General features: G+C 50.3%; 3 protein-coding genes. All 3 read right to left on the reverse strand.

The genetic code is table 11. The features are described from left to right. Nucleotides 1–36: 36 nt before the first annotated feature. From MC7420_RS26115 to MC7420_RS26125, 3 genes are read right to left on the reverse strand one after another with little or no spacing between them, the layout of a single operon-like run. Nucleotides 37–5,256: a type I polyketide synthase gene (locus MC7420_RS26115; protein ID WP_006104264.1), complete on the reverse strand. Its 5,220-nt coding sequence runs from the start codon at nucleotides 5,254–5,256 to the stop codon at nucleotides 37–39. Nucleotides 5,257–5,283: 27 nt separating this feature from the next. Next, the gene (locus tag MC7420_RS35705) at nucleotides 5,284–5,949 is read right to left on the reverse strand and encodes a hypothetical protein (RefSeq protein WP_006104274.1); all 666 of its coding nucleotides are present in this window, start codon (nucleotides 5,947–5,949) and stop codon (nucleotides 5,284–5,286) included. A 1-nt stretch (nucleotide 5,950) separates the two neighbouring features. Beyond that, entirely contained in the window at nucleotides 5,951–16,900 is a 10,950-nt protein-coding gene (locus MC7420_RS26125) for a non-ribosomal peptide synthetase (protein WP_006104279.1), read from the reverse strand. Nucleotides 16,901–16,932 lie beyond the last annotated feature (32 nt).

Raw genomic sequence — 16,932 nt, forward strand, 5'->3', positions numbered from 1 at the left:
TCTTAACTCACATAAACGTTTAATTAATCGGGGAGTTTAAAGGGTAATCTGTGCCGTGGCATATAACCTCCACTCTTGAGGTAAGGTGGGTGGGTTTAGCTGATAGCTATATAAATAAAACGATAATGACGCATCAGACTCAGACATTAAAACAACTTGAATTTTCTGAACGTCTTGTTCCGATAAAAATAGGGGGCTATAGAGTTTTAAATTCGTTAACTGTTTAGGTTTGCTCTCAAAGGCTTCCTCTGTAGCCGCCAACGCTATTTCGATATAAGCACTGTGAGGCATGACGATACTATCCCACACTCGATGATCGTTGAGGTAGGAAAGAGACAGCGCATCAATCTCAGTTTCCCAGATATAAAGATTTGGCGGTGCCAGATGGTTTAATCGATTGCCTAAAAGCGGATGTTTGTGCCTCTCCGGTTGGGGTTGATCTGTCATCCCATTAGGCGGATTGGTACTAGGGCTTGACAGGAGTCGTGTTTGACGATCATCAACTTTAGTGCTTTCGAGCCAATAACGCGATCGCTGCCAGGGATAGGTGGGTAAAATAAGCCGATGACGGGGATAGTCCCGATCAAAGCCTGACCAGTCTACCGGAACCCCCTGGACATATAACTCTGCCAGACTCTGTAACAGTTGTTGCCAGTCTGAGCATCCCAAACGTAGACTGGGTAACCACACGCCCGCGTCTTGGGGTAGCGATTGGCGTGCCATGCCCAACACGGTTGGTTTGGGTCCAATTTCGACAAAGATATTATAGTCACAGGCGTGAAGTGTTTTGATACTATCGGCTAATCGTACCCCTTGGCGTACATGACGACACCAATAGTCTGGCGTAATCTCGGCGCCAGTGAGTCGCTTTCCGGTGACGTTAGAGATCAGGTCAATTTGGGGCGTTTGGTAGGTTATTGTTGCCGCCACCTGATGAAATTCAGTGAGCATCGGCTCCATCAAGGGAGAATGGAAAGCATGGGAAACCTGTAACGGTTTCGTTTTAATTCCCCTCGCTTCTAGGGCGGCGCAGATGTCTCGGACAGTCTGAGATTGTCCCGAAATCACCGTATTTTGGGGACTATTGTAGGCAGCAATCCCGACAATTTGGTCATCCCAGTCAATCACATCACGAATCGATGCCTCATCTGCAAACACCGCCACCATTTCACCGCCCCTATCTAGGCGTTGCATCAGCCGACTTCTAGTCGCAATCAGCTTTAGCCCCTCCTCTAAACTAAAGACTCCCGCCACACAAGCAGCAACATATTCCCCCACACTATGACCCATCACCGCATCAGGATGCACTCCCCAGGATTGCCAAAGCTGCACTAAAGCATATTCGATCGCAAATAAGGCAGGTTGGGTATAAGCGGTTTCATTCAGGGGAGAACTCATTCCCGGTTCGGGATAGAGGATTGATAGCAGGGAGGTTTCTAAGTAAGGACGCAGAATTTCGTCGCAGCGATCAAGGGTTTGACGGAAGGTGGGCTGCGTCTGATAGAGTTCCTGTCCCATGTTCAGGTACTGAGAGCCCTGACCCGTAAACAGAAAGGCGAGTTTGGGGCGTTGGCGATTCGTTACCTGACCCGTCACCCGTCCCAGGGTTTCTTTGCCCGTCAGCCCAGCCGCTAACTGTTCACGCAATGACGCCGTTGATTCAGCCACAACCGCGAGGCGATGGTTAAAATGCGATCGCCCCGTATTGGCACTGAAGCAGATATCGGCAAGTGAGGAAGTTGGGTGGGTGGCTAAGAACGCCCCATAGCGTTTCACTAATTCCCCAAGGGCGTTCTCGGTTTTGGCTGAGAGGGTTAAAAGATGCAGACTTCGTTCGACTTCTGGCACTTGGACAGGGGTTTCGGGTTGCGTCTCTACCTGAGGCGCTTCTGCCAGGACAACATGGGCGTTGGTGCCACCGAAGCCAAAGGAACTCACCCCAGCCACACGCGCTTTCCCACCCCTGAGCCAAGGCTGTGGTGCTTGGGGAATCCCAAATAAGCGCTCATCCCAAGAAATATGGGGATTCAACTGGTTGAGGTGCAACTGACGGGGAATCTCTTCCTGTTGTAGGCAGAGTACCACTTTAATTAAGCCAGCGATACCCGCAGCAGCTTCCAAATGACCAATATTCGCTTTCACCGAACCCAGAATACAGGGCGATGGTTCCGATTGCTCCGACAGCCGCACCGCTTTCAGGGATTCCACCTCAATCGGATCACCCAATGCCGTACCCGTACCATGGGTTTCCACATAACTGATTTCCGATGCCTTGACACCCGCGTTGGCGAGTGCTTGTCGGATCACAGCCTGTTGAGCCAATCCATTGGGCGCGGTTAACCCATTACTGCGACCATCTTGATTCATGGCTGAACCTTTGATGATGGCGAGAATATTGTCTCCATCCCGTTGAGCATCACTGAGACGCTTGAGCAACACTAAGCCACAGCCCTCAGCCCGAACATACCCATCCGCCTCCGCATCGAAGGTCTTACAACGACCATCGGCTGCCATCATCTTGGCTTGGGAAAAGGTAATCGTTAACTCTGGGGATAGGATTAAATTCACGCCACCCGCTAGGGCTTGTTGGCATTCTCCATTGTGCAAACTTTGACAGGCTAAGTGTACGGAAACCAGGGAGGAGGAGCAAGCGGTGTCCACGGCTAAGGAGGGTCCTTGCCAATCAAACACATAGGAGAGGCGGTTGGCGGCAATACTCAAGGCATTACCGGTACCGGTGTACCCATCAATATCGGCATAGTTCTCACATTGAAACCGGGAGTAGTCCTGGCTACTGATGCCAATAAATACACCTGTTTGGCTACCTGCTAACTGGTTCGCGCTCAGACCTGCATATTCCAGGGTTTCCCAGGCGACTTCTAACAACAGCCGTTGTTGAGGGTCGATCCGTTCTGCCTCGCGGGGAGAAATCCCGAAAAAATCAGCATCGAAACCGTCTACTTGCTCCAGAAATCCGCCCCAACGGGTACTCATTTTACCGGGCGTTGCGGGCTGTTGATCATACAAGGTGTTGACTGACCAACGGGAATTAGGTATCTCAGTAATGGCATCCACACCGTTTTTCAGCAACCTCCAGAAAGCGTCTGGGTCATTGGCACCAGGGAAACGACAACCCAGACCAATGATCGCGATCGCGTCTGGTTGGACAATGGGTGTGTAGGGGGTAGGGGCGAGAGTTGCCGTTTCCTGGGCTAACTGTTGGGCGAGACGTTCGATTGTTGGGTAATCGTACAATAAGGTGGGAGAAACTTTATAGCCCAGCCAGTCTTGAGCCTCCCCCGCCAGACGGATGGCGACCATTGAACTGAGACCATAGTCAGCTAAGGGGTGTCGAATGTCTATCGCCTCGGGCAACACTTGCAGGGACTGGGACACCTGGGCAATTAACCACCGTTGGATTTCCTCTTGGCGGTTAGGGGACAGGGATTGAGGGAGCGTTTTCACCTCAGCCTCTCCTGGCTGTAATTGAGTTGAGGGTTGAGACGTTGCCAACCAGGAGGTTACCCCATTTAGGGTGTCAGCTAAAAAGCCATCCCGACAGGCACCCCGTTGCACTTTGCCACTGGATGTTTTCGGAATACTGGCGGTTCGCAGCAGGACGATCCCATAAACGTCGATATCATGTTCGGCTGCGACGGCTCGACGAATTGCCCCAATCACCTCATCCGCGTTGAGCGTCCGCCGCGAACTGCGTTTTACCTCTTGAGCAATCACCAGTTTTTCTTGACCGTTCACGGGAACCGAAAACGCCGCGCCACAGTGGGGGCGTAGTGCTGAATGACAGGTTTCGACCGTGAGTTCAATATCTTGAGGATAATGGTTGCGACCTCGGATGATCATTAAATCCTTGAGTCGTCCAGTGATGAACAACTCACCCGCCCGCAAAAATCCCAAATCCCCTGTCCGCAGAAACGGACCTGCGCCTGTATCAGCGATGTACCCTTGGAAGGTTTCTTGGGTCTGCTGCGATCGCTGCCAATACCCCCCCGCTATACTTGATCCAGACACCCAAATCTCTCCCACTTGCTTTTCTGGACATTGGGTTAAGGAGTCCGGATCAACGATCGCAAGGGTCTCGTCTAACCAGGCTTGTCCACAACCCACAATCGGGCGAGTTCCTGGCTCTTCACTTGGGGCTTCCACGACCTGGTTTTTCGCCAGTTCTGCCTCTTTTACTGAACAGACGACGGGCGGTTGATTGTTTAATCCCCCCGAAACAAATAGGGTTGTCTCAGCCATACCGTAGCAGGGGTAAAATGCCTGAGGCGAGAAACCACAATCCGCGAAGGTGCGAGCAAACTGCTCTAGGGTTGACCAACGCACTGGCTCGGCACCATTAAACGCGACGTTCCAGCGACTCAAATCTAAACTGGCTCGTTGTTCGGGCTTAATCGTTTGTACACATAAATCATAGGCAAAATTCGGTCCACCACTGGTTGTGGCTTGATAGCGGGAAATCGCCTGTAACCAACAATAAGGCTTGAGCAGGAACGCCTCTGGGGGCATCAGAATGCTTTGTACACCCAAGTATACGGGTTGCAAGACATTGCCAATCAGTCCCATGTCATGGAATAACGGCAACCAACCAACAACCACCGTTTTTGAAGAATGACCGAATGCCTGCTGAATCATTTGCTCATTGTGCAGCAGGTTTCCATGACTGACCATCACCCCTTTGGGCGTCCCCGTTGACCCCGAGGTGTACTGTAGAAATGCCAGTGTATCTTGGTTTATTGTCGGGACGTGCCAATCCCTGGCTATATCACTGGCAATCCTATCGGTTGTCAACCAATGCATCGCCGCGAGTTCAGGCGCTTCAGTTAAACGAGACCCCATCTGGGTTAACACCGATGTCGTGGTGAGGGCAAACGTGGCTTGAGCATCAGCCACAATTGCTTGTAACCGTTTCCGATGCTGATTGCGCCGAGGGGGATAAGCCGGAACTGCCACAACTCCAGCATACAAACACCCAAAAAAGGCACAAATAAATTCCCAACCTGATGGATAGAGGAGTAGGGCTCGCTCACCCCTTGCGCCCTGACGTTGAAGTTGCGCGGCGATGCTTCGCGCACGAGTATCTAACTCGTGATACGTGAGGCGGATTTCTTCTGTTTCTCCGTCGGGTAAGAATAAGTAAGCAACGGAATTTGGCTGATCGTCGGCTCGCCGCCGCAAGATATCGACAAAAGTGAGCGCCTCATCCGGAGGGGACAGGAGACGATTTAAAGCATTCATAGTCTTAAAACATATATATTTTGACGGTTATTTATTTCCCCGCAGGCGCTGCATTTGTAGCTTAAATACCCAAGGCAATGTTTTGAGCTTATCCATCAATGTGACTTGTTTTTTCACCCCAAGTTGGGGTCGTTTATCAAATCGCCATTCCGCTTTCGGTCCGTCTTGCTCGACGTAATGCAGAAAGACTTGGACTTGATGTTCCCCGTCAAAGGTTTCTCTCCAGTGTTCAACTTCACAGCCGCGATACAACAGAGCATCACCCGGATTCAGAGAGATAGCGGAAATCCCTTGGGGTCCGTTGACATAAATGGGCCACGACGTACTCCCATCAGAACCTAGGGTTAACGTCACACTCACTTCACAGGCGGATCGGTCTTTATGTTTAGCCAAACTGTCGCCCTTTTTGTACACTCGTCCGTAAGCATAAGTGGGGTAGAGTTTTTTCCCTGTGGCTAATTCGACTTGGGGTCGTAGCTCTTCGAGGAGGGTTTCCATCAATACATCCTGTTTCAGGATCGGTGTTCCTGGAAATCGCCAATCCCCTTTTTTAATTTTTCCGGTTTCAACCAGCATTAAGGCGTAATTATAGGCGACCCTTAATAAAGGATCACTGAGAAATGATTTGACCACCAGATATTTATTTTCTGTGAATATTTCCGGGGATTTTTTAACGAGAGTAACGTCAGTCATGTTAGTTTTCTCCACTAGATAAACAATGAGCAATTAGCAATTGTAAGTTTTCCACAAAACCTTGAGCGAGAGTCGCGATCGTTTTCCGTTGGTACAAATTCGTGCTGTAACTCCATCTCATCCGTAATCGTCCACGGGTGACATTCGCCGCTATATATAACGGACACATTCGGATGCCGTTTAAATCTCGTTCTGGTCCTTTATTTTCGGGTACGGATGTAAATAGAGTAGAGGGTGAACCTCGGTCAAGCTGACCATGATAGTTAAAATTCACTTGAGCTTGAGGAAGTTCACGGATTTGTTGCGAAATCCTCTTGTCTTGGCAGAGATGATACAACAAACCAAAGCCGATACCCCGATCAGGGATGCGACGCAATTGGTTTTTGATCGAGAGTAAAGCGGCTTCGGGTTCCCCCGGATTCTCTAGCTCTAATTGGGTGGGGAAGAGACTGGTAAACCAGCCCACAGTCCGAGACAGATCCACATCAGGAAAGAGATCTTCACGACCATGACCTTCCAATTCAACCAGCAGCGATCGCTCTCCCGTCCACCGGGAAAAGGATAGCACGAGAGCGGTAAGTAAAACCTCCTGAATTTTTAGGTCATAAACGACCGGAAATTGTTCAAGTAACGCCGTTGTTTCCCATTGACTGAGCCAGAGAATGACCTGATCCGTAGATGCCTCTGTGTTGACCCCATCTGGATAATCCACAGGCAACGGAGATAGGTCAGGTTTAATTGTCTCTAACCAATACGTTGCCTCTTGAGCCACTTCGGGCGATTGAGCATACTGCCAGAGTTTTTTAGACCATGCTTGAAAAGACGTTGTTTTCGGCGGTAATTTTGCCGTCTCTCCTCGCTCAAGTTGCGAATAAACGGTTTGGAAATCGGCGAGCAAAATGGATTGAGACACGACGTCAATGAGAAAGTGATGAAAAATCATCAACAATCGGTCAGCTTGTTGACCACCACAATTAAAGTAAGCAACCCGGAATAAGGGACCATCAATTAGGTTTAAACTAGATTGTAATTCGACCGCAGCTGATTCAATCGCTTCTCGCTGGGCTTGTACGGTTAACGCTGACAAATCGATCACCGTTAACGGCACAGAAGCCTCCATTGGTGCATTCCGTTGTTGCCACCCCGCCTCCGAGTGATCAAACCGCAGGCGCAGAGCATCATGATGGCAAAGCAGGTAGTTGAGCGTCTCTTCTAGCCGTGAAATGTCTAACCGTTGAGACAGTCCACATAAAAAAGACCAATTCCAATGGTGGGGATTGACCTGATGCCGCTCAAAAAACCAGTGTTGGATTGGTGTCAGGGGTATAGAACCTGTCACCATACCCTGTTCAGCCATAGCATGGGGCGTTGGAGAAGCTAACCCGGCTAACTCAGCAATGGTTTGGTGTTCAAAGAACTGCCGCACAGTCAACTGTAAACCCGCTTGATTAGCACGGGCGATGATCTTAATCGTGAGAATCGAGTCGCCCCCCAATTCAAAGAAGTTATCGTGAATGCTAACTTGTTGAACACCCAACACGTCCGTCCAGATTTGAGCCAGAACCACTTCGTTTGGGGTACGCGGTGCAACAACCTGACTCTCCAAGTCTCTTGAGATTGCCTCTGGTGTTGGCAAGGCGCGGCGATCAACCTTCCCATTCGAGGTTAACGGCAGACTATCCAACCCAACAAAGGCTGAAGGAATCATGTAGTCCGGCAACTTCTCCTTCAGGAAGCCACGCAGATCATGAGTCGTTGGGGTCACCTCACCAGAAACCACATAAGCAACCAGACGTTTATCCCCAGGTTCCTCCTCTCTGGCAAGCACCACTACATCCTGCACGCTGGGATGCTGACTGAGAACGGCTTCAATCTCTGCCAACTCAATGCGGAAGCCACGAATTTTCACCTGATGGTCAATTCGACCCAGAAACTCAATATTACCATCAGGTAAATAACGGACTAAGTCGCCAGTTTTGTAAATCCGAAGTTGAGAACCCGGTTGAAATGGATCGCACAGAAAACGTTCAGCATTCAGTTCGGGACGCTTGAGGTATCCTCGTGCTACTCCATCACCGCCAATGTAGAGTTCTCCAACCACACCGATGGGAACAGGTTGGAGTTCATTGTCTAAAATGTAAATTTTGGTATTAGCGATGGGATAACCGATTGATTCTGGGGCATTTTTATCCCTGTTTGCACGGTTATGTTTTACTTCAAAAGTCGTTGACCAAACAGTCGCTTCAGTTGGTCCATAGACATTCCACAGACACCTCACTTTCTCTAATAAACTGTTGGCTAATTCTCGGGGGAGAGATTCTCCGCCACAAATCACTTTTAATTGAGGATTTCCTTGCCAGTTAGCTGTTAACAGCATTCGCCAAGTTGACGGAGTTGCCTGCATCACAGTCGCTTCGTGTTTAGAAATTGTATCGGCTAATTCCAACCCATCTTGAGCGACTTGACGACTGACTAAAATAATCGTTGCACCTACAGTTAAAGGTAGGTAAATTTCCAGAGCATGAATATCAAAGCAAATGGTCGTGATAGCCAGAAGGCGATCCTGGGTTGTTAATCCCGGTTTATTGCTCATGGATTTGATGAAATTTACCAATGATTGATGGCAAATTTGTACACCTTTCGGTTTTCCCGTTGAGCCAGAGGTATAGATAATGTATGATAAGTTATTGGATTTAACTTCGCTATTCGGATTTTCTGGATTTTGCTGAGAAATCACATTCGCGTCTGTATCCAAACAAATCATTTGAGTTTCCTGTTGAGGTAAGAAAGTTACCAACGGACTTGAAGTAATCATAAAATTAGCTTCTGAGTCCGATAAAATATAGTCAACTCGTTCTTGAGGATAAGCGGGATCTAAGGGAACATAAGCGGCGCCAGCTTTAAGAATTCCCAATAACCCCACGACCATTTCCAGAGAACGTTCAACATATATTCCGACAAAGGTTTCTGGTTTGACCCCTAGATATTGCAGATAATGAGCCAATTTATTCGCCCGACTATTTAACTCTCGATACGTCAAATCCTGCCCTTCACACACCACCGCCACAGCATCCGGTGTCCGTTCTACCTGTTCCTCAAACAAGTGATGGATACACTTGTCCTGGGGATACTCAGCTTGAGTCTGATTCCACTCCACCAACAGCTGATGTCGCTCCGCTTCACTCAGCAAGGGGAACTGTCCCACAGTCTGTTGGGGATGAGACACAATGGCACTTAAGAGCGTTTGGAAATGCCCGACCATGCGAGCTATAGTATCCGCCTCAAACAGGTCACTGTTGTACTCCCAAGTCCCGATTAATCCCGTGTCTGTCTCGCTCATCGACAGGGTTAAATCAAACTTCGCCACGGTGCGCTCTCTCTCCAGTGGCGTCAGCGTTAACTCCGGTAACTCCAGAGTTGGCGTTGGCGCATTATGCAGCACAAACATCACCTGAAACAAAGGATGATGACTTAAACTGCGTTGGGGTTGCAGTGCCTCTACTAACTGCTCAAAGGGTAAATCTTGGTGAGCATAGGCATCTAGAGTCATCTGCTGCACCCGCTCTAGCAACTCAAAGAACGTCGGATTATTCTCCAGGTCAACCCGCAGCACCAAGGTATTAATAAATAGACCAATCAGCGGCTCGATTTCCTGGCGGTTGCGGTTGGCAATGGGAGAACCAATCACAATATCGTCCTGACGACTGTAGCGCGACAGGAGCAGGGCGAAAGCCGCTAGCAGGGTCATAAATAGGGTAGTCCCTGACTGCTGACTCAAATGCTTGAGTTGTTGAGTCAAATCCTGATTCAGTTTAAACCTCTGGGTGCTACCTCGGAAGGTTTGCACCGGGGGACGGGGTCGGTCAGTGGGCAGGTTCAGGAGTGTGGGGATTCCTGCCAATTGTTGCGTCCAGTAGCCCAGTTGCTGCTTGAGAATCTCTCCTTGTAGCCACTGGCGCTGCCAAAGGGCAAAGTCTGCATATTGGATGGATAGTTCCGGTAACCCAGAGGGCTGCTTGGATGCAAAGCCTTGGTAGAGAGTAGACAATTCTTGAATCAATAGACTCATTGACCAATCATCCGAGATGATATGGTGCATCGTCACCACCAGCACCTGACTATCCTGCGCCAGCTTGAGCAGCACCAGACTGAGCAGAGGACCCGTTGCCAAATTAAAGGGTTGTTCGCTGTGGGACTTGACCTGGCGTTGTACTTCAGTCGTTTGCTCTGTACTCTCTAACCCGCACAAGTCCACAACCGCAATGGCTGTTTCTGTGTGTGGCGCAATCACCTGAACCGGAACTCCCTTGACCAAGGGAAAGGTGGTGCGTAGAATTTCATGGCGTTGAACCAGTTCCTGGTAGGCTTGCTCCAAGGCGAGGATATCTAGCGTTCCGGCAATATGAATCGCTACCGCTATGTTGTAGGTGGCGCTAGCCCCTTCGAGTTGGTTTAAAAACCACAGTCGTTCTTGCGCCCAAGATAACGGTAAAAACTCCGTCGTTCTCGATGCGGGTTCAATGGGCGGAATTACCCGTCCAGCCTCTGTCTGACGCCTGGTCTCGATTTCTTGAGCCAGAGCGGCGGGAGTAGGAGAGGAAAACAGAGTACGCAAGGGAAGTTCCAGATCAAAAGCCTCTCGCAACCGAGAAACCAGTTGAGTCGCCAACAGGGAATGCCCCCCGATGTCAAAGAAATTCTCCTCCACCCCAACAGCCTCAACTCCCAGCAGTTGAGCAAACAGCTTCACCATCACCGCCTCCGTAGGCGTCCTTGGAGCCACTTGCGCCGTTCGGTTCCCCAGACTCTCTGATGGGTCAGGCAATGCCCGCCGATTGACCTTGCCATTGGCACTCATCGGTAACGCCTCCAGTGCTACCCAGCCAGAGGGGAGCAGATAATCCGGTAACTGCTGCTGCACAAAAGTGCGTAACTCCGACCCCTCCCAGGGCTGATTCTTTCTGGCGACCACATAAGCCACTAAGCGTTTATCCCCTGGAGACGCTTCCCACACCGTCACCACACTCGCCGCCACCTTGGGGTGCTGATTCAACACCGCCTCAATCTCCCCAGGTTGCACCTGAATGCCTCGAATCTTGAGTTGTTCATCCTGACGCCCCAACACCTGCACTGACCCATCTGCCCGATAACGCCCCAAGTCCCCGGTGTAGTAGCACACCACCTGGGGGTCATCGCCGTAGGGATTGGGCTTAAACCGTTGCTGTTGCGCCTCCGGCTCATTGATATAGCCCAAGGTGCCCCAGCCCGAGCGAATCACGATTTCACCGATTTCACCGATGCCACACAACTGGTTGGCTGGATTCAAAATCAGGGCTTGGCTGTGGGGTAAAGACCACCCTCCCGGCATCACACCCAATGGCGGCTCTATGGGCACCGGATAATAGCATTGCACCATGGTCATCTCCGTTGTCCCGTACAAGTTGACCATCTGCCCTGATGCCGGAAAACTTTCTCGCCATTGCTGCACCACCGTTTGGGTTAAGGGTTCTCCGGACAACAACAGCCAGCGTAATGACTCTAAACCGATGCCCTGGGGCTTTTGAGTGAGCCAATACTGCACCACCGTCGGGACTGTGTGAATTACCGTAATTTGTTGTTTGTCTAACCAATTGAAAATTTGTGAGGGTTCTAAATTCCTCTCCGGGTCAGGTAAACAGAGTCTTGCCCCATGGGTTAAGGGTAAAAACACATCTCGCAGCAGGGCATCAAAACTGAGACGGATTAATTGAGCCACTCGGTCTTGGGGAGTAATCTCAAAGGTCTGCCCCTGCCAAGCGAGAAAATGAGCTAGCCCACGGTGGGTGCCTAACACGCCTTTGGGTTTACCGGTGCTACCTGAGGTGAAGAAGATGTAGGCGGGAGCTTCTGGGGTAAGTTGGGGCAATGGCATCACTTGGCTGGGACTCTGGCAGGGTTCCCCAGTCTTGGGCTGAATGTCAATCAGCTGGGCTGCCCCGATTGTGAGGGTTTGGGGTATGGCATTATCCCCCAAGTTGAGCAGATACTTCGCTCCCGATTCCTTGACCATCACCTGCATTCGAGCCTCTGGCAGGGTGGAGTCAATGATTAATAGGACACCCCCCGACAAGAATACCCCGACCATGGCGGCAATCAGTCCCACACTGGCTTCCCCCCAGAGGGCAACAACGTCTCCCGGCTGCACACCCTCAGCTAAGAGAACTTGGGCAATCTCAAAAGCCCTTTGCCATAATTGGGCGTAGGATACCCTCTCACCCAGGTGAGTGATTGCCACTTGTTGGGGGGTCAAGGCGACCCAGTTGGCTATCTGGCTGGTGACTGGGGCGTATTCGGGTACGTCTAACCGGATGGTTGGGTCAGGGAGCTGGGATTGGCATTGTGGGGTGACTAGAGAATAGGAGTGAATCGACTTATCGGGTTGCTCAATGATTTGTTGGAGTAAATACTCATACTGGGCTAAGAAATTCTCCATCTCCTGTTTGGCAAACAGTTCCCGGCGATACACCAGAGTGATGTTGAGTTGCTCATCGATTTCTTGCACCAGGGCGCTCAACCCGAATTTGGCATCGGTTTCGCTCCAGGTTAATGGCTCAAAGGTCAATCCCGGCACCTCCAGTTGGGCGGCTGGGGTGTTGAGGAGATTCAAGGTGACATCAAAGATGGGATGCCGACTTAATGAGCGTTCTGGGCGCAGGTGTTCGACGATTTTCTCAAAGGGAATGTCTTGATTTTGATAGGCTTCTAGGGTCACCGAGCGCACCCTCTGCAATAAGGAGACAAAGCTGGGATTTCCTGATAGGTCACTCCTGATGGGCAAGGTATTGATAAAAAAGCCGATTAGATTTTCTGTGCCTAGGTGATGACGACCGGCAATGGGGGCACCGATAATGATATCCTCTTCTCCGGTGTGGCGAGATAATAGCACCTTGAAGCTCGCCAACAAGGTCATAAATAGGGTGACGCCTTGGCTCTGGCTCAATTGTTTTAAGGATGCTGTGAGTTGGCAGGATAAGCGGATGGTTTCCTTTGCCCCTTGATGATTAGGAGTCCCTGATACCGGGGGATTTGTACCTAAAGGCAATTGGGGTAAGCCTCCAGCGAGTTGGTGCTGCCAATAGTTGAGTTGTGCCTCGATTATTTCTGCCTTTTGCCATTGTCGCTGCCAGTAGGCGAAATCGGTATATTGGATGGGCAGAGGGGGTAAACCGGGGGGCTCTTGAGTGATGTGGCTTTGATACAGGGCGATGAGTTCGCGCACAAATATTTCCTTTGACCAGGCGTCAAAGATGATATGGTGCCAACTCAATAGCAGAATGTAGGATTGCTCCTCTAGCTGCAAGAGTTTCACCCGCATCAGCGGTTCGCTGCTCAGGTCAAACCCTTGTTGGGCTTGTTGGATGGCGAAGTCTTTGATTCTTTCCGATTGTGGCGATTTTGACCAGGAGCGCCCATCGATGAGTGGGATACTGAAATCCCAGAGGGGCAGCAATTCGACGCGAGGAATGCCGTTGCTGCTTTTAAATGTGCTTCTGAGTACCTGATGACGTTCTATCAGCTCACTCATGGCTTGCTCTAGGGCAACGCGCTCCAGGGGTCCGGTGATTTTCAGGGCGCTACAGATGTTGTAGGTGGGGGTAATCCCTTCGAGTTGCTGCAAAAACCATAACCGTTCTTGTGCCCAGGATAAGGGCAGAGGGTGTTCTGGGTTGGGTATGGCTGTGATTTCTGGTAGGAGCAAGCCACCGTTGGTGGTTTCACTGGCGCTGAGGGCGGTATCCAATTCGGCGACGGTGGGGGCTTCAAATAAGGTGCGTAGGGGGATTTCTCTTTGGAAGATTTGCCGCAGTCGCGAGACGACTTGAGTGGCCAAGAGGGAATGTCCACCCAGTTCAAAGAAGTTGTGGTGGATACCTACTTGCGGCTGTTTGAGGACTGAAGCGAATACATTGGCGATTATTTCTTCTTTTTGTGTCCTTGGCGGTGTCCAAGCCAACTGTGAAGCGAGATCAAGGGTGGGTTCGGGCAGGGCGCGGCGATCGAGTTTGCCGTTGGGGGTCAAGGGTAAAGCCTCTAAGAACACAAAGGCGGCAGGTATCATGTATTCGGGCAATTTCTGCCGGAGAAAGCCCTGTAGTGTACTGATGGTCGGTTGTTCTCCCTGATGCACCACATAAGCGACCAAACGTTTATGCTGATCAGCGTCTTCCCAAACTAATACCGCCGTCTCCTTGACCTGTGGGCATTGAGTCAAAACGGTTTCTATTTCCCCGAGTTCGATGCGGAAACCTCGAATTTTCACCTGATAGTCCATCCGACCCAGAAATTCAATTGTGCCGTCGGGCAGGTAGCGAACCCGATCGCCTGTACGGTACAGTCGGAGTCCTGGCTCTTGGGCAAAGGGGTCACAGATGAAGACTTCTGCTGTTCGTTGCGGATTTTTCAGATAGCCTCGTCCTACACCGTGACCGCCAACATAGAGTTCTCCGGTTACTCCAATGGGTAGCGGTTGCAATTGAGCATCCAACACATACAATCTTGTATTCGCCACGGGACGACCAATGGGCATATTTAAGACCTCGGTCGTAGGCGGCTGGAAAATAAAGTGATGGGTGACATCATCAGAACATTCAGTCGGACCATAGGCATTGACCATGGGAATGGTCGGATAGTAGTCGAACCACTGACGACACAACTGGGGGGGCAATGCTTCTCCTGTCAGGATTAACCATCGTAATGTTGACAAGTCGAACCGTTTGTGCTGCTCACCCTTGAGGTCTTCAATCACCATCCGTAACAAGGATGGCACGATCTCCAAAAGGGTGATTTGCTGTTGCTGGACTTGAGAGAGCAGTTGACTCGATTGTGCCGCCACCTCATCAGTGATGATATACACTCGACCGCCGACTAACAGGGCGACCAGAAATTGCCAAACTGAAATATCAAAACTCTGGCGGGCATTTTGGGCGACGCGATCGCGATGGGTCAGTTGCAGGTCTTTGATTTTGGCATATAAGTGATTCACCATGCCCCGATGTTCAACCATTGCCCCTTTCGGGACTCCTGTCGAGCCTGATGTATAAATCACATAGGCGAGATGATAGGGCTGACAGTCAATGGTCAGGTTTTCGGCTGGCGGCTGCTCCCAGAGTTGTTCCAGGTGCAAGAGTTTGGGTTGGGCTGGTGAACCGATTCTGTCTAGGGCTTGATCAAGAATGGATTCCAAGGGTTGGGATACCAATACAAAGGGGGCTTGACTCTGCTGTAAAACCTCACTAATGCGTTGTTGAGGATACTGGGGATCAATGGGCAGATAGGCTCCACCTGCCTTGAAGATGGCGATCATGCCCGTCAAGAACTCAATGCTGCGATCGGCGAATAGTGCAACTAGGGTTTCGGATCGGACGCCATACTCCACGAGCTGCCGTGCTAAACCATTGGCTCGACTGTTCAGTTCGGCATAGGTTAGCTGTTTCCCCTCACATACAACGGCTATTGCCTCTGGGGTTTGTTCCACCTGCTTTTCAAACAGTTGATGGATACACTGATCCTGAGGATAATCGTTCTGGGTGTTGTTCCATTCCACGAGCAATTGCTCTCGTTCCCCATCGGTGAGCAGCGGAATTTGCCGGACTGGACAATCCGGATCATCAACAATCGCCCCTACCATGGTCTGAAAATGCTCACTCATGCGACGAATCGTGTCCGCCTCAAATAAGTCGCTGTTGTACTCCCAGGTTCCGAATAATCCTGACTCTCCCTCGCCTATTGTCAACATCAAATCAAATTTGGCGATGGTGTGTTCAGGTGTCAGTGGCGTCAAGGTCAACTCCGACAACTCCAGCGTGCCAACGGGCGCATTCTGCATCTCAAACATCACCTGAAACAGGGGGTTGTGACTCAGGCTGCGATCGGGTTGCAGGGCTTCAACGAGCTGTTCAAAGGGTAAGTCTTGGTGATCATAAGCCTCTAGCGCCATCTGTCTCACCCGTTGTAACAACTCCCAAAAGCTAGGATTACCCTGTAAGTTAATCCGCAGCACTAAGGTATTAACAAAGAAGCCAATCAGTGGCTCTATCTCTTTCCGATTACGATTAGCAATAGAGGACCCAACCAGAATGTCCGGCTGATGACTGTAGCGTGACAACAGCAGCGCAAAAGCGGCGAGCAGCGTCATGAACAAGGTGGTTCCAGCCTGCTGACTTAAGCGTCGGATTTTGCGGGTCAGATCAGCACTGAATTGAGATCGATGCCTATTCCCTTGAAAGGTTTGCACTGGAGGACGAGGTCGATCTGTAGGCAACTCTAGCAGGGGTGGCGCTCCGGCTAGCTGCTGTTTCCAGTAGTCGAGTTGAGACTCTAGCACATCTCCCCGCAGCCATTGCCGTTGCCATTCCGCGAAGTCAGCATACTGGATGGGTAACTCGACGAGGGGAGAAGATTCTCCTCGACAGAAGGCTTGGTAGAGTATTGATAACTCTCGAATAAAAATCCCTACTGACCAAACATCTGCCACTATATGGTGTACAGTGATTTGTAAAACATGAGAAGAGTCAGCGAGTTGTAATAAGCTCACTCTCAGCAAGGAGTCTGAGGAGAGGTTAAAGGGTTTGCTAGCTTCTTCGCTGATATGCTGTTGTACCTTACCCCATTGCGCCTCTGACGCCATCCCCTTCAAGTCCAGTACCGATAAAGATAGGGGTGCAGAGCTAGCAATGACTTGACAGGGTACGCCATCAATAACCTGAAAGGTTGTTCGCAAAACTTCGTGACGTTGCTGGATTTCCTGTATCGCGCTCTCTAACGCCGCAATATTCAGTTGACCCTCTAGCTGTAATGCACTCGAAATATTGTAAGACGTGTTACCCGGTTCTAACTGATCGAGAAACCAGAGTCGTTCTTGAGCAAAGGATAAGGGGAAAATATACAAATCTTCTGAGACTAGATTAACCATACTGTAACGATTTATCCAATTATTAATGATTA

This window comes from Coleofasciculus chthonoplastes PCC 7420 (assembly GCF_000155555.1).
Classification (GTDB): domain Bacteria; phylum Cyanobacteriota; class Cyanobacteriia; order Cyanobacteriales; family Coleofasciculaceae; genus Coleofasciculus; species Coleofasciculus chthonoplastes_A.

Bases quoted from the DNA above. Each gene is read 5' to 3' on its own strand.
- MC7420_RS26115 (WP_006104264.1), bottom strand. From the start codon at position 5,256: ATGAATGCTTTAAATCGTCTCCTGTCCCCTCCGGATGAGGCGCTCACT.
- MC7420_RS35705 (WP_006104274.1), bottom strand. From the start codon at position 5,949: ATGACTGACGTTACTCTCGTTAAAAAATCCCCGGAAATATTCACAGAA.
- MC7420_RS26125 (WP_006104279.1), bottom strand. From the start codon at position 16,900: ATGGTTAATCTAGTCTCAGAAGATTTGTATATTTTCCCCTTATCCTTT.